This window comes from Methylibium sp. Pch-M (assembly GCF_004136295.1).
Lineage (GTDB): Bacteria > Pseudomonadota > Gammaproteobacteria > Burkholderiales > Burkholderiaceae_C > Methylibium > Methylibium petroleiphilum.
Window position 1 is genome coordinate 3,681,657 of record NZ_CP029606.1, and the last position, 17,873, is coordinate 3,699,529.

Genomic DNA, 17,873 nt, shown 5'->3' on the forward strand with positions numbered 1-17,873 from the left:
CTCGGCCGCGCCGTTCAACCGCCGAGGAGTCTTTTCAGCCCAGCGCTTCGACGCGCACCAGCGCCAGCGACAGGTTGTCGCCACCGCCGCGGGCCCGATGCCGGGCTTTGCCGACCAGCATCTCGCTGGCTTCGCGCGGCGACAGCGTGTGCACGATCGCACCAAGCTCGCGCGGCGTGAAGTAGTGCCACAAGCCGTCGCTGCAGGCCAACAGCGTGTCGCCGATTTCCAGCGAAGGGATATGGCTCAGCGTCAGCGGCGGGTCCTGCTGCGTGCCGAGGCAGCCGGTCAGCAGGTTCGATTGGGGGTGCGTGTTGGCCTCGTCCTCGGTAATCTGGCCTTCATCGACCAGACGCTGCACGAACGAGTGGTCCACGGTGCGGCTGACCAGTTCCGCGCCGCGGAAGTGGTAGACGCGCGAGTCGCCGGCGTGGATCACGTCGCAGGCACGTGTGGCGCTGATGAGGAAAGCCGCCAGCGTGCTGTGCGGTTCTTCCTCGGCGGTGATCGCCGTGAGCTTGATCATCAGGTGCGACTCGAGCACGAGCTGTTTCAGCGTCTCGGAGGGTGTGTCGCGGCTCGGCGTGTAGCGCTCGAACAGTTGCTGCGCGGTGAGCAGCACCTGGTCGGCGGCCTTGCGCCCGCCGCTCTTGCCGCCCATGCCATCGGCGACGACGGCCAGCACGCAGCCCGGCACCCGTGGGTGCGGCAGCACGCCGACCTGGTCCTGCTGGTACGCGCGATCGCCGCGGTGCAGGCCGGTGGCAGCGGCAAGTCGATAACCTGGGGGCGCAGTACTCATCCGAAAACTATAATCTTCATTGCCATGCGAACCAATGGCAGGCTTGCATCGGCATCAAGGCCTGTTGACATCCAGATTGCGGCGGTGCAACCCCCGATGGACGACAACCTGCATTCACCGCAACGCCGGCTCATCGAATTGCGCATCGAGCATGGCGACCTCGACAGCCTGATCGACCAGGCGTCCGTCGAGCGGCCCCTCGATGAACTGACGCTGCGGCGTCTCAAGAAGCGCCGCCTGGCCCTGCGGGACCAGATCGCCACACTGGAAATGCGCCTCAGCCCGCCCGAGCCGGCATGAGCCCGACGCACGGCCGCCCGGAGGCGGGCGACCTCCCCGCGGGGGATCGGGCGCGGCCAGCGGCCGTGAGCGCGGGGCGGTCATGAGCCCGGCCGACGGCATGCGCAGCGAACTGCAGGTGGCGGTGAGTGCGGCCTTCGCGTTCGGCGGTCCGCTGCAGCGGGCCGATGCGCAGTACCGCGAGCGCGGCGCTCAGCTGGAGCTCGCCGCTGCCGTGGCCGATGCGATCGATGCGCGCGAGGTGCTGGTGGCCGAGGCCGGCACCGGCGTCGGCAAGACCTTCGCCTACCTGGTGCCGGCGCTGCTGGCCGGGCATCGCACGCTGATCAGCACCGCGACCAAGAGCCTGCAGGACCAGCTGTTCCTGCGCGATCTGCCGCGGCTGCGCGAGGTGCTGGCCTTGCCGGTCAGCGTGGCCTTGCTGAAGGGCCGCAGCAGCTACCTGTGCCTGCAGCGGCTGGTGCAGGCTCGGGAGGCGACGGCGCTGCCCGACCGCTACGCGGCGCGCACGCTGGCGAAGATCGAGCGGTGGGCGCAGCGCACCGTGAGCGGCGACCTGGCCGAGCTCGAAGGCCTGGACGAGCGCTCGTCGGTGATCCCGCTCGTGACCTCGACGCGCGAGAACTGCCTCGGCAGCGAGTGCCCGGAGTACCGCGGCTGCCACGTGATGAAGGCCCGCCGCGAGGCGATGGCGGCCGACCTGGTGGTGGTCAACCACCACCTGTTCTTTGCCGACCTGTCGCTGCGGGACACCGGCATGGCCGAACTGCTGCCTTCCGTGGACGTGGCGGTGTTCGACGAGGCGCATCAGCTCGCCGAGGCGGGCGTGGCCTTCCTCGGCAGCACACTGGGCAGCGCCCAGGTGGTCGATTTCGCGCGCGACATGCTGGCCGTCGGGCTGGCGCAGGCGCGCGGCCTGCAGCCCTGGCAGGAACTGGCGGCAGGATGCGACCGTGCGGCGCGCGATTTGCGCCTGGCTGCGAACGGGCCGCTGCGCGAGGTGCGCGGCAGCCTGAAGCTGCGCTGGGGCGATCGCGCCGATCGGGCCGACTTCATCGAGACACTCGCCGCGCTGGGGCAGGCCTGCCGGAGCGCGGCCGATGCGCTCGACATCGTGGTGGAGATGTCACCCGACTTGGCCAAGCTCGCGGAGCGGGCGTCGACGCTGGCCGCCCGCGCGGCCGGTTTCGGCCTTGAGGCCGAGCCGGGGCGCGTGCGGTGGATCGATCTCACGCCGCAGGGGCTGCGGCTGGTGGAATCACCGCTCGACGTGCGCGACGCGATGCGCGAGCAGATCGCGGCGGCGCCGAAGGCCTGGATCTTCACGTCGGCCACGCTCGGGGCCGACGAGCGGCTCACCTGGTTCACCGAACAGGCCGGGTTGGAGACGGCGCGCACGCTGCGTGTGGACAGCCCCTTCGACTACCCGATGCACGCGCGGCTCTACGTCCCCACGCGCTTCCCGAAGCCGAACGAGCCGGGCCACACTGCGGCGGTCGCGCGCCTGGCGGCGGCCTGTGCGCGGGCCGCGGGCGGTCGCACCTTCGTGCTGACGACGACCCTGCGCGCGCTGTCCGGCGTGGGCGAGGCGCTGCAGGCCGACTTCGAGGGCGATGCAGAGCCGATCACCGTGCTGATGCAGGGCAGCGTGCCCAAGCGCCAGCTGCTGCAGCGCTTTCTCGACACGCCGCGCGCGGTGCTGGTCGGCTCGCAGAGCTTCTGGGAAGGCATCGACGTGCCCGGCGAGGCGCTGCAGTGCGTGATCATCGACAAGCTGCCGTTTCCGCCGCCGAACGATCCGCTGGTCGAGGCGCGCGTGAAGCGGCTCGAGAGCGAGGGGCGCAACCCCTTCAATGACTACTTCGTGGCCGAGGCTGCAGTCTCGCTGAAGCAGGGGGCCGGCCGGCTGATCCGCAGCGAGAGCGATCGCGGCCTGCTGGTCGTGTGCGATCCGCGCATGGGCACGATGGGCTATGGACAGCGACTGCGGGCTGCGTTGCCGCCGATGCAGGTACTGCGCGAAGAAGCGCAGGCGCTGGCGTGGCTGGCCGAGATTTCGAAGGCCGCGCCGGCTTGGGTCTGAGGCTATGGCGTCAGGGCCGCCATCGCGACCGGATCACCAGATCTGCCACCAGGGCTTGTCGGCCGTCTCGAAGCCTTCCTTCACGTAGCGCGACTCCGGGAAGTTGGTCTGCAGCACACGCTGGGCGTCGTCGCGCAATTCGGTCAGGCCGAGCTTGTCGTAGCTGATGCCCAGGATGTAGAGCGCCTCCTCGGTCGCCGGAGCCCGCTGGAACTCCTGCACCGCCTGCTGCGCACGGTTGGCCGCGGCCACGTAGGCGCCGCGGCGGTAGTAGTAGCGCGCCACGTGGACCTCGTAGGTGGCCAGCGTGTTGACGATGTAGTTCATGCGCAGCTGCGCATCCGGCGTGTACTTCGAGTTGGGGAACTGCAGCGTGAGCTGGCGAAAGCTCTGGTAGGCGTCGCGCGCGGCCTGCTGGTCGCGTTCGGAGAGATCCTGGCGTGCCAACCCGCCCAGCAGGCCGAGGTTCTCGTTGAAGTTGATCAGGCCCTGCAGGTAGTAGGCGTAGTCGATCGCCGGGCTGCTGGGGTGCAGCTTGATGAAACGTTCGATCGTCGACAGGGCCTGCGCCTTTTCGTTCGTCTTGTAGTACGCGTAGGCGAGGTCGATCTGCGTCTGCTGCGCCTGCTGGGTACCGGCGGTGCGCGCCTCGAGCTTCTCGTACAGCTTGGAGGCGCGCTCCCAGTTGCCGTTGGCGGCTTCGTCGCGGGCCTCTTCGTACAATTTGTCGGTGCTCTTGCCGGCAAACTCGTCCTTCGGGCCGCCGGCACATCCGATCAGTCCGATGCTGGCGGCCGCCAGCACCACGGCCAGGGTCGCGCGCCAGTGGGCGGCAGGGCTCATACGCATCGCGGTCATCACCAGCAGGCGGCGCCGGGGCGGCCGCAGTTGAAGGAACAGCAAAATTATATGGGTGCTCCCTTGCGCCAGACCGTGGCCACCGAGCCGGCCGAGGCCGACGAGCCCGCCGAGCCGCTGGCGGGCGATGCCGAGCAACGCCAGGCGCGGGTCGATGCCGGCGCGCACGGCGAGCGTCTCGATCGCTGGCTGGCGACGCTGGCCGGCGAGTTCTCCCGCAACCACCTGCAGACGCTGATCGAGGGCGGGCAGGTCCGCATCGACGGGCACACCGTGACGGCCCGCGCGCGGCGCGTCAGCGCGGGCCAGCAGATCGAGATCACGCTGCTGCCCACGCCGGAAAGCCAGGCCTTCCGGCCCGAGCCGGTGGCGCTGCCGGTGGTGTTCGAGGATGCGCATCTGCTGGTCATCGACAAGCCGGCCGGTCTGGTGGTCCACCCGGCGCCCGGCAATTGGTCGGGCACCGTGCTCAACGGCCTGCTGGCGCATCACGCCGGCGCGGCGGCACTGCCGCGGGCCGGCATCGTGCACCGGCTCGACAAGGACACCAGCGGCCTGATGGTGGTGGCCAAAACACTGCCGGCCATGACGTCGCTGGTGCGCGCGATCGCCGCGCGGGAGGTGCATCGCGAGTACCTGGCCCTGGTGCACGGTGTGCTGCGCCAGGCGGTCTTCAGCATCGACGCGCCGATCGGCCGCGATCCGGTGTCACGCGTCAAGATGGCCGTGCTGCCGGGCGGCCGGACGGCCCGCACCGATGTCGAGCTGATCGCGGCGCGCGACGCCGTCAGCGCGGTGCGCTGTACGCTCCACACCGGCCGCACGCATCAGATCCGGGTGCACATGGCCTCGCGAGGCCATGCCCTGCTGGCCGACGCGCTGTACGGTGGCCGTCCCGGACTCGGCCTGACGCGGCAGGCGCTGCATGCGCACCGGCTGGGCTTCGTCCATCCGGCGAGTCTGCAGCCGGTCGAGTTCAGCGCGGTCCTGCCCGACGACCTGCGCGCGGCCTGGCAGCAGATCGTGGGCGGGCCGCACGCACCCGGCCTCGATACAGATACAATCGGCGCGCAGGGTTGATGCAGCCCTCGCCGGTGGCCGAAGGCGGCTCGTCCGGCTCCGACCACCGCAGGTCCTCCCCGAGTTCAGCCACACCCCGGCTCCGGCCGGCCTCTGCGGCCGAGACACTCGCCGCACCTGCAGTGCAGACAGCACACAGAAGGCACCCCGGTTCCCTTGCACGCCGGCTCCCCAGTCGGCCAAGACGACAGACGGATTCGATGAACACACAGGATGCAAAGCGCGTCCTCGAGACGGCGCTCATCTGCGCGCAGCAGCCGCTGCCGCTGCGCGAGTTGCGCACGCTGTTCGATGACCAACTCGGCCCCGACACCCTGCGCGTCCTGCTCGACGAGCTGGCGCGCGACTGGGAGGACCGTGGCGTCGAGCTCGTGGCGGTGGCCAACGGCTGGCGGTTCCAGAGCCGCCCGGAGCTGCGCGAGTACCTCGATCGCCTGCACCCCGAGAAGCCGCCGCGCTACACCCGCGCGACGCTCGAGACGCTGGCGATCATTGCCTACCGCCAGCCGGTGACGCGCGGCGACATCGAGGACATCCGCGGCGTCACCGTCAACAGCCAGTTGCTCAAGCAGCTCGAGGACCGCGGCTGGATCGAGACCATCGGCCACCGCGAAACGCCGGGACGGCCGGCGCTGTTCGCGACGACGCGGCAGTTCCTCGACGACCTCGGCCTCGCCACGCTCGAGCAGTTGCCCGCCCTCGACGGCGCGCCAGCGGTGACGATGCTCGTCGACGCCTTGCCGGGCCAGGTGTCGCTGCTCGATGCCCCCACCGATGCCGCCTCACCGGGGGAGGACGATCCCGGGCTCCCGCAGCCGGGCCTCGATGCCCTTCCGCCGGAGCCGCTCGAGGCTTCGGACGAAGCGGCCGCGGACGACGATGACGAGGCTGTCGACGCGGCCATCCCCATGGGCGCATCGGAGACGCTCTCCTCGACCGCAGAACTTCCCACGCCGCCGGCCGATGCCGGCACGGAACCCCAGACATGAATTCGAACGACACCCCGCCCAGCGATACGCAGCCCGATGCCACGCCGCCCACCGGTGACGACAGCGCCGCTGCAGCGCCGGTCAAGCGACGCACGCGCAAGGCGGCGACGCCAGCGGCCGAGAGCGCGGCAGCCGTGGAGGTGACGGCGGCCGTCGAAGCCGATGCGGGCACAGCGGCACCGAAGACCCCGCGGCGGCGCAAGCCCAAGGCCGATGTGGCGGTCGCGGAGTCGTCCGAGGCCGTCGCGCCGCCCGTGGCGGCTGATGCGCCGGCGGCGGCCGAAGTCCGGCCGGCTCCGATCGAGCGGCCCGTACCGGTCTCGGCGCCGGCGGTTGCGGAAGCGGCCGAAGGAGCAGCTGCCGACAGCGAACCGACCGAAGCGGTCGGATCCGCCGAAGCGGGGGCGGCGGCGGCCGGCGACGAATCGGGTGAGCGCAGCCGTCGTGGCCGCAACCGGCGCCGTGGCCGCAAGGACCGCGCCGGCCGCGAAGGCGGCGAGGCCACCGATGGCTCGGTCGAGCCCGGCGCCGAACGCCCGCCGCAGGCGCCGCGCCCAGCGCTCGATCCGGCGCTGGTGGTGGAGCGCTTCGAGGAAGTGCTGTCGGGTGCCTACGACGCCGAGCCACCCGAGCCGGACGACGAGGCCAGCGTCGAGCAGTCGACCAAGCGCGTGCTGCGTCCCGAGCCCGAGGCGCCCAAGCTGCACAAGGTGCTGGCGCAGTCGGGCATCGGTTCGCGCCGCGACATGGAACAGTTCATCCTCGACGGCAAGGTCACGGTCAACGACGAAGTGGCCCATGTGGGGATGCGCATCTCCTACGGCGATCGCATCGCCGTCGACGGCAAGCCGGTGCGCCTGCGCATCCAGCCGGGCCCGGCACGGTTGCTGGCCTATCACAAGCCGACCGGCGAAGTGGTCACGCTGAACGATCCGGAAGGGCGTCCCACGGTGTTTCGCCGTCTGCCGCGCCTCCAGCAGGGCAAGTGGCAGTCCGTCGGTCGCCTGGACATCAACACCGAGGGCCTGCTGCTGTTCACCAACTCAGGCGAACTGGCGAACCAGCTGATGCATCCCCGCTTCGGCGTCGAGCGCGAGTACGCGGTGCGCGTGCTCGGCAGCCTCAGCGAGGAACAGCGCGCGAAGCTGCTCGAGGGCGTGGAGATCGACGGTCAGACCGCCGGCTTCAAGAGCATCGAAGAGGGCGGTGGCGAAGGCGCGAACCGCTGGTACCGCGTGGTCATCACCGAAGGGCGCAACCGCGAGGTGCGCAAGCTGTTCGACAAGGTCGGCCTGGCCGTGAGCCGTCTGATCCGCATCCGCTACGGCACCGTGGTGCTGCCGCGCGGCCTCAAGCGCGGCGTCTGGGTCGAGCTTGACGACCAGGATCTGCGCGCGATCCGCCAGCTGGCCAGCGGCGGCCGTGGCGCAGCGGCGCAAAGCGAGTCGCGCGACGCTCAAGGCAACCGCGAACAGCGGCGCAACAACGGTCGCAACGGCAAGTCCGAGCGCAACGCGCGCGGGCCGCAGCCGGGCGGGGCCCGCGCGCAGGGCCAGGGCGGCGGCGAGCGCGGCCCGCGCCGCGAGCCGCGTGAACCGCGGTCCGGCGAGTCCGCTCCCGACACCGACGGCGCTGGAGAGGAAGACTTCGGCCGCATCCCCAATCCGCTGGAGCAGACCTTCGACCGTCGCTTTGCGAAGGGCCCGCGCCGCGGCGCAGCCCAGGGCTTCGGACATGGGGGCTCGCAGTCGGATCACGACGTCGGCGGCCCGCCCGGAACCATTCCGAATCCGCTGGAACAGACCTTCGACAAGCGCTTCGTCAAGGGCTCTCAGCGCATCAATGCCGGCTTCGGCCGGCACGATGCGCACCAGCCCGAACCGGGCGCCAGGAAGGGAGGGCCGAAGCAGCCCGATCCGATGCAGACCTCGGTGGGCTACATCGGCGCCGATGCCTACTTCAACAAGGCCGGCGGCAAGCGGGGCGGTGGTGGTGGGCGCGGAGGCCAGGGGGGGCGTGGGGGCGGCGGTGGCGGCCGCGGGCCGCGCCGCTGAGGCTGCGGGCCACATCGAGGCGCCGACCTCAAGCGCTACAATTCAAGGTTCTGCTAAATCATTGATTCCGGAGAATAAATATGGCGATCGAACGCACCTTGTCCATCATCAAGCCTGACGCCGTTGCCAAGAACGTGATCGGTCAGATCTATGCCCGTTTCGAGGGCGCGGGCCTGAAGATCGTGGCGGCCAAGCTGGTCCACCTGTCGCGCGGCGAGGCCGAGCAGTTCTACGCCGTGCACAAGGCCCGGCCCTTCTTCAAGGACCTGGTCGAGTTCATGATTTCGGGCCCGGTGATGATCCAGGCGCTGGAAGGCGAGGGCGCGATCGCCAAGAACCGCGAGCTGATGGGCGCCACCGATCCGAAGAAGGCCGAGAAGGGCACCATCCGTGCCGACTTCGCCGACAGCATCGACGCCAATGCCGTGCACGGCTCGGACGCGCCCGAGACCGCTGCGGTCGAGGTGGCGTTCTTCTTCCCGGGCATGAACGTCTACAGCCGCTGAACGACTGCGGGGCGCCCGGCGCCTCGACGGTCCGATCGGTGCATGCCATGACTGCGGCCAACCTGCTCGAATTCGATCTCGACGCGCTGGCCGCTTTCTGCGAGCAGCTCGGCGAGAAGCGTTTTCGAGCCACTCAGCTGTTCCGCTGGATCCACCAGAAGGGCCAGAGCGACTTCGCTCAGATGTCCGATCTGGCGAAGTCGCTGCGCGAGAAGCTGGCGGGGCGGGCGGCGGTCCGGCCGCTCGCAGTGCTGAGCGAGCACGTGTCGGCCGACGGCACGGTCAAGTGGCTGTTCGACGTGGGCGGCGGCAATGCCGTCGAGACGGTGTTCATCCCCGAGGATGATCGCGGCACGTTGTGCATCTCGTCGCAGGCCGGTTGTGCGGTCGGCTGCCGCTTCTGCTCGACCGGTCACCAGGGCTTCAGCCGCAACCTGTCGACCGGCGAGATCGTTGCCCAGCTCTGGCATGCGGAGCACCAGCTGCGCGCGCGGCTGGGCACGTCCGAGCGCGTCATCAGCAACGTCGTGATGATGGGCATGGGTGAACCGCTGCAGAACTACGCCGCGCTGTTGCCGGCGCTGCGCGTGATGCTCGACGATCACGGCTACGGCCTGTCGCGCCGCCGTGTCACGGTATCGACCTCCGGCGTGGTGCCGATGATCGACCGCCTGCGCGAGGACTGTCCGGTGGCTCTGGCAGTATCGCTGCATGCGCCGACCGACGCGCTACGCGACGATCTCGTGCCGCTCAACCGCAAGTACCCGATCGCGGAGCTGCTCGAGGCCTGCCAGCGCTACCTCGAGGCGGCACCGCGCGACTTCATCACCTTCGAGTACTGCATGCTCGACGGCGTCAACGACAGCGAGACGCAGGCGCGCGAGCTGCTGCGCCTCGTCGGAGAGCGTGGGCCGGTGGGGCGCGTGCCCTGCAAGATCAACCTCATCCCGTTCAACCCCTTCCCGGCCTCGGGGCTGACGCGTTCGTCGGTGGTGCGCGTGCAGGCTTTCGCGCAGCTGCTGGTCGACGGGGGTCTGGTCACCACGGTGCGCCGGACACGCGGCGACGACATCGATGCCGCCTGCGGCCAGCTGGCTGGCGAGGTGCAGGACCGCACCAATGCGCAGGCACGGATGCGGCGTGCGCCGATCGCCATCCGGTCGATCGACAGCGCGGTGCAGCGCCGGATTGACGCTGCACCATCGGGCTCAGCCACGGAGACGACACGATGATGCGGGACGGATGGGTGAGGGACGCGATGCGAGGGCTGCTGCTGGCCACGCTGTTGTGTGGCGCGGTCTGGAGCGTTGCCCAGGCGCAGGGCCGGCCCAACGACTTCGGCCGCAGCGGTTCCACCGCCGGCGCCGGCCCGGACGAGGAGTCCGACTCGGCGAAGCGCGCGCGCATCCGCCTCGACCTTGCGGGGGCCTATTTCTCCGAGGGGCGTTTCGACAATGCCCTGTCGGAGGTGAAGCTGGCGCTGGCCGCCGACCCCAACCTCCCGCAGGCGCTGAACCTGCAAGGCCTGGTGCTGGCCGCGCTGGGCGAGGAGCAGAAGGCCGAGGACAGTTTCAAGCGTGCACTGCAGCTGGCATCCACCGACGGCGACGTGATGCACAACTACGGCTGGTTCCTGTGCCAGCGTGGCCGCTACCCGGAGGCGGGAAAGCTGTTCGAGCGCGCCGTGGCGACGCCGCAGTACCGCACCCCGAACCGGACCTTCCTGGTGCAGGGGATCTGCGAGGCACGCGCCGGCCAGCTGGACCTGGCCGAGCTGACGCTCAAGCGCGCCTACGAACTCGAGCCGGCGAACCCGGCGATCGCGATGAACCTGGCCGACGTGCTGTACCGACGTGGCGAGTACGAGCGGGCGCGCTTCTACGTGCGCCGCGTCAACAACAACGCCGACTTGCGCAGCGCCGAGACGCTGTGGCTCGCCGCTCGCATCGAGAACCGCCTCGCCAATCCGCAGGGCGTTCGCGATCTGGGCAACCAGCTGCGTGCGAGCTACCCCACGTCGCGCGAGGCGGCATCGTTCGAGCGGGGCATGTTCGATGAGTGAGGGGACGGTCGACGCGAGCCCGCCGGCCACGACGGCCGGGAGGCTGCTGCGCGCGGCGCGCGAATCGCAAGGGCTGCACCTCGCGGTGCTCGCGGCCTCGCTGAAGGTCTCGCCGCAGAAGCTGGAGGCGATCGAGAACGACCGCCCAGAACAGTTGCCCGACGCCACTTTCGCGCGCGCGCTGGCGCAGAGCATGTGCCGCGCACTGAAAATCGATGCCGAGCCGGTGCTGTCGCTCCTGCCTACGGCCGCGTCGGCCGGCCGGGGGCTCGATCACGTCGCGCGGGGCCTCAACCAGCCCTTCCACGATCGCGGCGTGCCGAGCGATGGTGACGATTGGCAGCGTTTCCTCAGCCCACCGCTGATCGCGGCTGCCGTCCTGGTGCTGGCAGCGGTGGCCGTCTACCTGCTGCCCGTGGGCTGGGTGGGTCGGCTGCTGCCGACCGATGCCGGCGCCTCGGCGGTCCCGGAGCTCGCCGCCGGCAATCCCATCGATGCAGGCATTGCCGTGTCATCGGCGAAGTCGATCGCGCCCGAGTCGGCCTCGCCCGCACTGGCGGCAGCGTCGGCCGTCGGGTCGCCCGAGGGCGAGGCTGCAGCACCCAGTTCGGCCGTGATCGACACGGTGTTCTCGGCCCCGCTCGGCACCGCGGCCTCGGCATCCGCGGCCGGCGGCCTGCTGACCATGCGGGTGGTGGCGGAATCCTGGGTCGAGGTGCGTGACGCGAAGGGGCAGGTGCTGCTGTCGCGCACGCTGGCGGCCGGCGAGGCGGCGGGTCTGGACGGCCCGCTCCCGCTGCACGTGACCGTGGGCAATGCCGAAGCCACCCAGATCGTCTTCCGCGGCCAGCCGGTCGCATTGAGCGAGTCGACGCGCGACAACGTCGCGCGCTTGGAGCTGAAATGAACAGGCCAGCAGCGTCCGAAGGGACCAGCAGTGACGCCGAAGCGATCGACGTGGCGCAGCCTGCTGCGCGCCGTTCGTTGCAGGCGCGTGTCGTCTGGGGCAGCCATGTCGTGACGGTCGGTGGCGACGCGCCGGTGCGCGTGCAGTCCATGACCAACACCGACACGGTGAATGCGATCGAGACCGCGATCCAGGTGAAGGAGCTGGCGCTGGCGGGCTCGGAGCTGGTGCGCATCACGGTCAACACGCCGGAGGCGGCGCAGGCCGTGCCTCACGTGCGCGAGCAACTCGACCGCATGGGCATCTCGGTGCCGCTGATCGGCGATTTCCACTACAACGGCCACCGCCTGCTGACCGAGTTCCCGGACTGCGCGGCCGCGCTGTCGAAGTACCGCATCAATCCCGGCAACGTGGGCAAGGGCGACAAGCGCGACCGGCAGTTCGCGATGATGATCGAGGCCGCGATGCGCCACGACAAGCCGGTGCGGATCGGTGTCAACTGGGGCAGCCTCGACCAGGAGCTGCTGGCGGCGTTGATGGACGAGAACGCCGCCCGCGCCCGCCCCTGGGACGCCAAGCAGGTGATGTACCACGCGCTGATCAGCTCGGCGCTGCAGTCGGCCGCGTATGCGCGCGAGCTGGGCATGGATCCGTCCCAGATCCTCATCAGCTGCAAGGTCAGCGGCGTGCAGGATCTCGTGAGCGTCTACCGCGCGCTGGCCAAGCGCTGCGATTACCCGCTGCACCTCGGGCTCACCGAAGCCGGCATGGGCACCAAGGGCACCGTGGCGTCGACCGCGGCGCTGGCGATGCTGCTGCAGGACGGCATCGGCGACACCATCCGCGTCAGTCTCACGCCGCAGCCGGGCGAGGCCCGCACGCAGGAGGTGGTGGTGGCGCTCGAGATCCTGCAGTCGCTCGGCCTGCGTGCCTTCAACCCCAGCGTCACCGCCTGCCCGGGCTGCGGCCGCACCACCAGCACCACCTTCCAGGAGCTGGCCAAGCAGATCGACGACTTCCTGCGGGCACAGATGCCGGTCTGGAAGGCGCGTTACCCGGGCGTGGAGAACATGAAGGTGGCGGTAATGGGCTGCATCGTCAACGGGCCCGGCGAGAGCAAGCATGCCGATATCGGCATCAGCCTGCCCGGCACCGGCGAGGCGCCCGCCGCGCCGGTGTTCATCGATGGCGAGAAAGCGATGACCTTGCGCGGCGAGGGCATCGCGCGCGAGTTCCAGAACGTCGTCGAGCACTACATCGAGCGCCGTTACGGCAGCATCACCGCCGCGCATTGACGCGGCGAGCCGGCGCACCCCCGGGTGCGCCCAGCGAACCGGCCGCGGCCGGCCTGAATCCTTGTGGGCATCGACCATGGCAGAACAACAGAAAGCCGCCAAGACGGAGATTTCGCCGCTGCGTGCGGTCAAGGGCATGAACGACCTGCTGCCGCCCGAATCGGCACGCTGGGAATGGTTCGAGGACGCGGTGCGCCGCGTGATGCAGCGCTACGGCTATGCCGCGATCCGCACACCGATCGTCGAGCCGACGGCGCTGTTCGTGCGCGGGCTCGGCGAGGTGACCGACATCGTCGAGAAGGAGATGTACTCCTTCACCGACAGCATGAACGGCGACCAGCTCACGCTGCGTCCGGAAGGCACGGCTGGCGTGGTGCGGGCGGTGACCGAGCATTCGCTGCTGTACGAGGGCGGCAAGCGCCTCTACTACCTGGGCGCGATGTTCCGGCATGAGCGCCCGCAGAAAGGCCGCTACCGCCAGTTCCATCAGGCCGGCGCCGAGGCGCTGGGCTTCCATGGCCCGGATGTCGATGCCGAGCTGATCCTGATGTGCCGTGCGCTGTGGCGCGAGCTCGGGCTGATCGAAGGCCGTGACCTGTGGCTGGAGATCAACAGCCTGGGGCAGCCCGAAGAGCGGCGCGCCCACCGGGCGGCGCTGATCGCGCACCTGGAGGCGCACGCCGACCTGCTGGACGACGACGCGAAGCGCCGCCTGCACAGCAATCCACTGCGCATCCTCGACACCAAGACGCCGGCGATGCAGGCCGTGGTGGACGCGGCGCCCCGGCTGATCGACTTCCTCGGCGACGCCTCGCTGGCGCATTTCGATGCCGTGCGTGCGGTGCTGGATGCCGCCGGCCTGCCCTACCGCATCAACCCGCGGCTGGTGCGCGGCATGGACTACTACAACCTCACCGTGTTCGAGTGGGTCACCGATCGCATGGGCGCGCCCCTGACGGTCGGAGGCGGCGGCCGTTACGACAGCCTGATCGAGCAGCTCGGCGGCAAGCCGGCACCAGGCGTCGGCTGGGGCCTGGGCATCGAGCGCCTGCTGCTGCTGCTGGACGCGGTCGGCGTCGTGACGCCGCCGCGGCTGCCGGACGCCTACGCGGTGCTGCCTGCCGCTGCCGCGCTGCCGACGGCGATGGTGCTGATCGAGGCCTTGCGCGCCCACGGCGCCAGCGTCGTCCTGCATCCCGCCGGCAAGGACGGGCCAGCCAGCATGAAGTCGCAGTTCAAGAAGGCCGACGCCAGCGGCGCCCGCCATGCGCTGGTATTCGGTGCCAATGAACTGGCGCAGGGCATGGTGGCGCTCAAGCCGCTGCGTGCCGGGGAGGGCGCGGCCACCCAGGTGCTGCGCCCGCTGGCCGATCCAGCGGCCTGGGCCGGCGAATTGCTCCGTTCATAATCCCGGCTTCGCGCCCCGCACGCCGCGCAGCCTCTCACAAAGCACCCGCATGGCCACCCATCTCGACCTCCAAGAACAAGAACAGCTCGACTCGATCAAGCACTTCTGGAAGCAGTACGGCAACCTGATCACCTGGGTCCTGATCATTGCGCTCGGCGGTTTCGCCGCGTTCAACGGCTGGCAGTGGATGCAGCGAGACCGATCCGTGAAGGCCAGCGTGCTGTTCGACGAACTCGACAAGGCCGTGATCGCCGGCGACACCGACAAGGCCGCTCGCGTGTTCGCCGACATGAAGGATCGCTACGGTTCGACGGCGTTCGCCGGGCAGGCCGGCCTGCTGGCGGCGAAGGCGCAGTTCGAGAAGGGCCAGAACGACGCGGCGCGGGCCAGCCTGGAGTGGGTGATCGGCAACGCCGGCGACAAGGAGTACGCGGTGCTGGCGCGCCTGCGCCTGGCCGGCGTGCTGCTCGACGAAAAGAAGTACGACGAGGCGCTCAAGGCGCTGCCGACCGATCCTCCGCAGTCCTTTGCAGGGCTGGCGGCCGATCGCCGCGGCGACATTCTCACGGCGCAGGGCAAGCCCGCCGAGGCGCGTGCCGCCTATCAGACCGCGTTCGATGCGATGCCGCCGACGCTCGACTACCGTCGGCTGGTCGAGGCCAAGCTGACCGCGCTGGGCGCCGCTGAGGCGCCTGCTGCAGCGGCCTCGGCGGCGGTGACGGGAGCGTCGAAGTGATGCGCCGCCTTGCCGCCGCGCTGCTCGTCGCCGGCCTGGCCGCGTGCTCCAGCGGTCCCGAGAAACCCAAGCCGACACCCCTCGAGCCGCTCAAGGCGCAGATCGCGGGCCGGCAGGTGTGGACGCAGGGTCTGGGCAGCGTGGACTTTCCCCTGCGCATCGCCACCGGCGCTGGCGCCGTGGTGCTGGCCAGTTCCGACGGCCGCGTCGTCGCCCTGGCGGCGGACACCGGCCGCGAGGTCTGGCGCGGCGATGCCGACGGCAAGCTCAGCGCCGGTGTCGGCAGCGACGGGCGCTACGCCAGCGTCGTGACGACCGGCAACGAGCTGGTCGTGCTCGACAGCGGAAAGCCGCTGTGGCGCACGCGCCTGACCACCCGTGTCGTGACGCCGCCGCTGGTGGCGGGCGAGCGCGTCTTCGTGCTCGGCATCGACCGCAGCGTGCAGGCCTTCGACGTGCTCGATGGTCGCAAGCTATGGATCCAGCAGCGCCCCGGCGATCCGTTGACGCTGCTGCAGCCCGGTGTGCTGCTGCCGTGGAAGGACACGCTGGTGGTCGGCCAGGGTCCGCGCCTTGCCGGGCTCGACCCGCTGCGCGGCAGCGTGCGCTGGGACACCACCGTCGCGTCGCCGCGCGGCACCAACGAGGTCGAACGGCTGGCCGACCTGGTCGGGCCGGCGGCGCGTGTCGGCGACGCGGTCTGCGTGCGCGGCTTCCAGGCTGCGGTCGGTTGCGTCAACGCCGAAGGGGGCACTCTCGGCTGGGCCAAGACCACCGGCGGGACCCAGGGCGTGGCGGCCGACGAGCAACTGGTGTTCTCGGCCGATGCCACCGACCGCATCACCGCCTGGAAGCGCGCCAGCGGCGACGTCGCATGGACCTCGGAGCGCATGCTCCACCGCGGCCTCAGTTCACCGCTGGTGGTGGGCCCGACGCTGGTGTTCGGCGATTTCGAGGGCCAGGTGCACTTCCTCGATCGCAACAACGGCCAGCCGCTGTTGCGTCTGCCCACCGACGGGCAGCCCATCGTCGGCGCCCCGGTGAAGGTCGGCACCACCATCGTCGCGGTGACCCGCCGCGGTACGGTGTTCGCGTTCCGGCCCGAGTGAGTGCGATCGGAACCTGAATGAAACCCGTCCTGGCGCTCGTGGGGCGCCCCAACGTCGGCAAGTCGACGCTGTTCAACCGTCTGACGAAGAGCCGCGATGCGATCGTGGCCGACTTCGCCGGGCTGACCCGCGATCGCCACTACGGTGATGGGCGGCTCGGCGAACGCGAGTTCATCGTCGTCGACACCGGCGGCTTCGAGCCCACCGCCGAGAGCGGCATCTACAAGGAGATGGCCAAGCAGACGCGCCAGGCGGTGGCGGAGTCCGACGTGGTCATCTTCGTGGTCGACGTCCGCGCCGGCCTCACCGGACAGGACCACGACATCGCGCGCTACCTGCGCACCGCCGGCAAGAAGGTGCTGCTTGCGGCCAACAAGGCCGAGGGCATGCTGCAAGGCATCCAGCTGGCCGAGTTCTACGAGCTCGGCATGGGCGAGCCGCTGGCGGTGTCGTCGGCACACGGGCAGGGCATCCGCAGCCTGCTGACGGCGGCGCTGGAGGACTTTGCGTTCGACGAGCCCGACGATCTGGCGCTCGACGACCCCGATCGACCGATCCGCCTGGCGGTGGCCGGCCGCCCGAATGTCGGCAAGTCCACGCTGATCAACACCTGGCTCGGCGAAGAACGCCTGGTGGCCTTCGACCTGCCCGGCACCACCCGCGACGCCATCAGCGTGCCGTTCGAGCGCAACGGCCAGAAGTTCGAACTGATCGACACCGCGGGTCTGCGGCGCAAGGGCAAGGTGTTCGAGTCGATCGAGAAGTTCTCGGTCGTCAAGACGCTGCAGGCCATCGCCGACGCGAATGTGGTGCTCCTGTTGCTCGACGCGACCCAGGGCGTGACCGACCAGGACGCCCACATCGCCGGCTACATCCTCGATTCCGGCCGTGCCGTGGTGCTGGCGGTGAACAAGTGGGATGCGGTCGACAGCTACCAGCGCGAACTGCTGCAGCGCTCCATCGAGCAGCGGCTGGCCTTCCTGAAGTTCGCGCCGGTGCTGCACATCTCCGCCATCAAGCGCCAGGGCCTGGGGCCGGTGTGGAAGGCGATCGCCGACGCCTGGGCCTCGGCCACCAAGAAGCTCGCCACGCCGGTGCTGACGCGGGTGCTGCTGGAGGCGGTGCAGTTCCAGCAGCCCAAGCGCGCGGGCGCCTTCCGGCCCAAGCTGCGCTACGCCCACCAGGGCGGGCAGAACCCGCCGGTGATCGTGATCCACGGCAACTCGCTGGAGCACGTGACCGACGCCTACAAGCGCTTCCTGGAGGGGCGCTTCCGCAGCCACTTCCAGCTCAGCGGCACGCCGATGCGCATCGAGATGAAATCGTCACGGAACCCCTTCGCGGAGAAGGACTCGTAGCCTGGGGGCGTCGCCGGCTGGAGCCTGTGATACCTTCCATCCTCCAACAGCTTCAGAACACGGACGATATCGTGAGCAACAAAGGGCAACTCCTACAAGACCCGTTCCTGAACCTGCTTCGCAAGGAGCACGTTCCGGTCTCGATCTACCTCGTGAACGGCATCAAGCTGCAGGGGCACATCGAGTCCTTCGACCAGTACGTGGTCTTGTTGCGCAACACCGTGACCCAGATGGTCTACAAGCACGCGATTTCGACCGTCGTGCCTGGCCGGGCCGTGAATTTCCAGGCCAACGACGCGCCGGAGTCGGCGGGCTGAACGGCTCGA

The 17,873-nt window shown here is 69.9% G+C and carries 17 protein-coding genes; 15 read left to right on the plus strand and 2 right to left on the minus strand.

Annotated features, from left to right (window positions below; all coding sequences use genetic code 11):
- Positions 1–34: 34 nt before the first annotated feature.
- Positions 35–802, minus strand: a complete 768-nt coding sequence (locus C1M51_RS17685; RefSeq protein WP_129451847.1) for a PP2C family serine/threonine-protein phosphatase — start codon at positions 800–802, stop codon at positions 35–37.
- 96 nt (positions 803–898) lie between these two features.
- On the opposite strand from C1M51_RS17685, the gene C1M51_RS17690 reads away from it, so the two are divergent.
- Both C1M51_RS17690 and C1M51_RS17695 read left to right on the plus strand, forming a co-directional pair.
- Positions 899–1,102, plus strand: a complete 204-nt coding sequence (locus C1M51_RS17690) for a YdcH family protein (RefSeq protein WP_011829601.1) — start codon at positions 899–901, stop codon at positions 1,100–1,102.
- 82 nt (positions 1,103–1,184) lie between these two features.
- Positions 1,185–3,185: an ATP-dependent DNA helicase gene (locus tag C1M51_RS17695; protein ID WP_242499814.1), complete on the plus strand. Its 2,001-nt coding sequence runs from the start codon at positions 1,185–1,187 to the stop codon at positions 3,183–3,185.
- Positions 3,186–3,218: 33 nt separating this feature from the next.
- On the opposite strand, the gene C1M51_RS17700 is transcribed toward C1M51_RS17695, so the two are convergent.
- Positions 3,219–4,028: an outer membrane protein assembly factor BamD gene (locus C1M51_RS17700; RefSeq protein ID WP_310733934.1), complete on the minus strand. Its 810-nt coding sequence runs from the start codon at positions 4,026–4,028 to the stop codon at positions 3,219–3,221.
- 66 nt (positions 4,029–4,094) lie between these two features.
- Between C1M51_RS17700 and C1M51_RS17705 the strand changes: the two genes are divergently transcribed.
- The 13 genes from C1M51_RS17705 to hfq all read left to right on the plus strand — a co-directional run bounded on the left by C1M51_RS17705 (position 4,095) and on the right by hfq (position 17,864).
- The gene (locus C1M51_RS17705; RefSeq protein WP_242499816.1) at positions 4,095–5,123 is read left to right on the plus strand and encodes an RluA family pseudouridine synthase; all 1,029 of its coding nucleotides are present in this window, start codon (positions 4,095–4,097) and stop codon (positions 5,121–5,123) included.
- Positions 5,124–5,323: 200 nt separating this feature from the next.
- A complete protein-coding gene (scpB, locus tag C1M51_RS17710; protein WP_129451849.1) occupies positions 5,324–6,112 on the plus strand; it encodes an SMC-Scp complex subunit ScpB in 789 nt (262 codons plus the stop codon).
- A complete protein-coding gene (locus C1M51_RS17715; RefSeq protein WP_242499817.1) occupies positions 6,109–8,166 on the plus strand; it encodes a pseudouridine synthase in 2,058 nt (685 codons plus the stop codon). Before scpB ends, C1M51_RS17715 begins: the two co-directional genes overlap by 4 nt.
- 80 nt (positions 8,167–8,246) lie before the next feature.
- Positions 8,247–8,672, plus strand: coding sequence for a nucleoside-diphosphate kinase (gene ndk / locus C1M51_RS17725; protein ID WP_011829595.1), 426 nt, complete (start codon positions 8,247–8,249; stop codon positions 8,670–8,672).
- 47 nt (positions 8,673–8,719) lie between these two features.
- Entirely contained in the window at positions 8,720–9,904 is a 1,185-nt protein-coding gene (gene rlmN / locus C1M51_RS17730; RefSeq protein WP_129451850.1) for a 23S rRNA (adenine(2503)-C(2))-methyltransferase RlmN, read from the plus strand.
- Positions 9,901–10,734, plus strand: a complete 834-nt coding sequence (pilW, locus tag C1M51_RS17735) for a type IV pilus biogenesis/stability protein PilW (protein ID WP_242499818.1) — start codon at positions 9,901–9,903, stop codon at positions 10,732–10,734. Before rlmN ends, pilW begins: the two co-directional genes overlap by 4 nt.
- Entirely contained in the window at positions 10,727–11,641 is a 915-nt protein-coding gene (locus C1M51_RS17740) for a RodZ domain-containing protein (protein ID WP_129451851.1), read from the plus strand. The genes pilW and C1M51_RS17740 overlap by 8 nt, the downstream gene beginning before the upstream one ends.
- Positions 11,638–12,936: a flavodoxin-dependent (E)-4-hydroxy-3-methylbut-2-enyl-diphosphate synthase gene (ispG, locus tag C1M51_RS17745; RefSeq protein WP_129451852.1), complete on the plus strand. Its 1,299-nt coding sequence runs from the start codon at positions 11,638–11,640 to the stop codon at positions 12,934–12,936. Before C1M51_RS17740 ends, ispG begins: the two co-directional genes overlap by 4 nt.
- Positions 12,937–13,012: 76 nt before the next feature.
- Positions 13,013–14,344: a histidine--tRNA ligase gene (hisS, locus tag C1M51_RS17750; RefSeq protein ID WP_129451853.1), complete on the plus strand. Its 1,332-nt coding sequence runs from the start codon at positions 13,013–13,015 to the stop codon at positions 14,342–14,344.
- Positions 14,345–14,393: 49 nt separating this feature from the next.
- On the plus strand, positions 14,394–15,080 hold the full coding sequence (locus tag C1M51_RS17755) for a tetratricopeptide repeat protein (protein WP_129451854.1): 687 nt from the start codon (positions 14,394–14,396) through the stop codon (positions 15,078–15,080).
- The gene (gene bamB, locus C1M51_RS17760; protein ID WP_129452264.1) at positions 15,080–16,189 is read left to right on the plus strand and encodes an outer membrane protein assembly factor BamB; all 1,110 of its coding nucleotides are present in this window, start codon (positions 15,080–15,082) and stop codon (positions 16,187–16,189) included. Before C1M51_RS17755 ends, bamB begins: the two co-directional genes overlap by 1 nt.
- 17 nt (positions 16,190–16,206) lie before the next feature.
- Positions 16,207–17,547 carry a ribosome biogenesis GTPase Der gene (der, locus tag C1M51_RS17765; protein ID WP_129451855.1) on the plus strand — a complete coding sequence of 447 codons (1,341 nt, stop codon included), beginning with the start codon at positions 16,207–16,209 and terminating at the stop codon, positions 17,545–17,547.
- Positions 17,548–17,618: 71 nt separating this feature from the next.
- Positions 17,619–17,864: an RNA chaperone Hfq gene (hfq, locus tag C1M51_RS17770; RefSeq protein WP_036230128.1), complete on the plus strand. Its 246-nt coding sequence runs from the start codon at positions 17,619–17,621 to the stop codon at positions 17,862–17,864.
- The last annotated feature ends 9 nt before the right edge of the window (positions 17,865–17,873 follow it).

Excerpts from the sequence above, each read along its gene's own strand:
- C1M51_RS17685 (WP_129451847.1), bottom strand. The coding sequence starts at position 802 with ATGAGTACTGCGCCCCCAGGTTATCGACTTGCCGCTGCCACCGGCCTG.
- C1M51_RS17690 (WP_011829601.1), top strand. The coding sequence starts at position 899 with ATGGACGACAACCTGCATTCACCGCAACGCCGGCTCATCGAATTGCGC.
- C1M51_RS17695 (WP_242499814.1), top strand. The coding sequence starts at position 1,185 with ATGAGCCCGGCCGACGGCATGCGCAGCGAACTGCAGGTGGCGGTGAGT.
- C1M51_RS17700 (WP_310733934.1), bottom strand. The coding sequence starts at position 4,028 with ATGAGCCCTGCCGCCCACTGGCGCGCGACCCTGGCCGTGGTGCTGGCG.
- C1M51_RS17705 (WP_242499816.1), top strand. The coding sequence starts at position 4,095 with ATGGGTGCTCCCTTGCGCCAGACCGTGGCCACCGAGCCGGCCGAGGCC.
- scpB (WP_129451849.1), top strand. The coding sequence starts at position 5,324 with ATGAACACACAGGATGCAAAGCGCGTCCTCGAGACGGCGCTCATCTGC.
- C1M51_RS17715 (WP_242499817.1), top strand. The coding sequence starts at position 6,109 with ATGAATTCGAACGACACCCCGCCCAGCGATACGCAGCCCGATGCCACG.
- ndk (WP_011829595.1), top strand. The coding sequence starts at position 8,247 with ATGGCGATCGAACGCACCTTGTCCATCATCAAGCCTGACGCCGTTGCC.
- rlmN (WP_129451850.1), top strand. The coding sequence starts at position 8,720 with ATGACTGCGGCCAACCTGCTCGAATTCGATCTCGACGCGCTGGCCGCT.
- pilW (WP_242499818.1), top strand. The coding sequence starts at position 9,901 with ATGATGCGGGACGGATGGGTGAGGGACGCGATGCGAGGGCTGCTGCTG.
- C1M51_RS17740 (WP_129451851.1), top strand. The coding sequence starts at position 10,727 with ATGAGTGAGGGGACGGTCGACGCGAGCCCGCCGGCCACGACGGCCGGG.
- ispG (WP_129451852.1), top strand. The coding sequence starts at position 11,638 with ATGAACAGGCCAGCAGCGTCCGAAGGGACCAGCAGTGACGCCGAAGCG.
- hisS (WP_129451853.1), top strand. The coding sequence starts at position 13,013 with ATGGCAGAACAACAGAAAGCCGCCAAGACGGAGATTTCGCCGCTGCGT.
- C1M51_RS17755 (WP_129451854.1), top strand. The coding sequence starts at position 14,394 with ATGGCCACCCATCTCGACCTCCAAGAACAAGAACAGCTCGACTCGATC.
- bamB (WP_129452264.1), top strand. The coding sequence starts at position 15,080 with ATGCGCCGCCTTGCCGCCGCGCTGCTCGTCGCCGGCCTGGCCGCGTGC.
- der (WP_129451855.1), top strand. The coding sequence starts at position 16,207 with ATGAAACCCGTCCTGGCGCTCGTGGGGCGCCCCAACGTCGGCAAGTCG.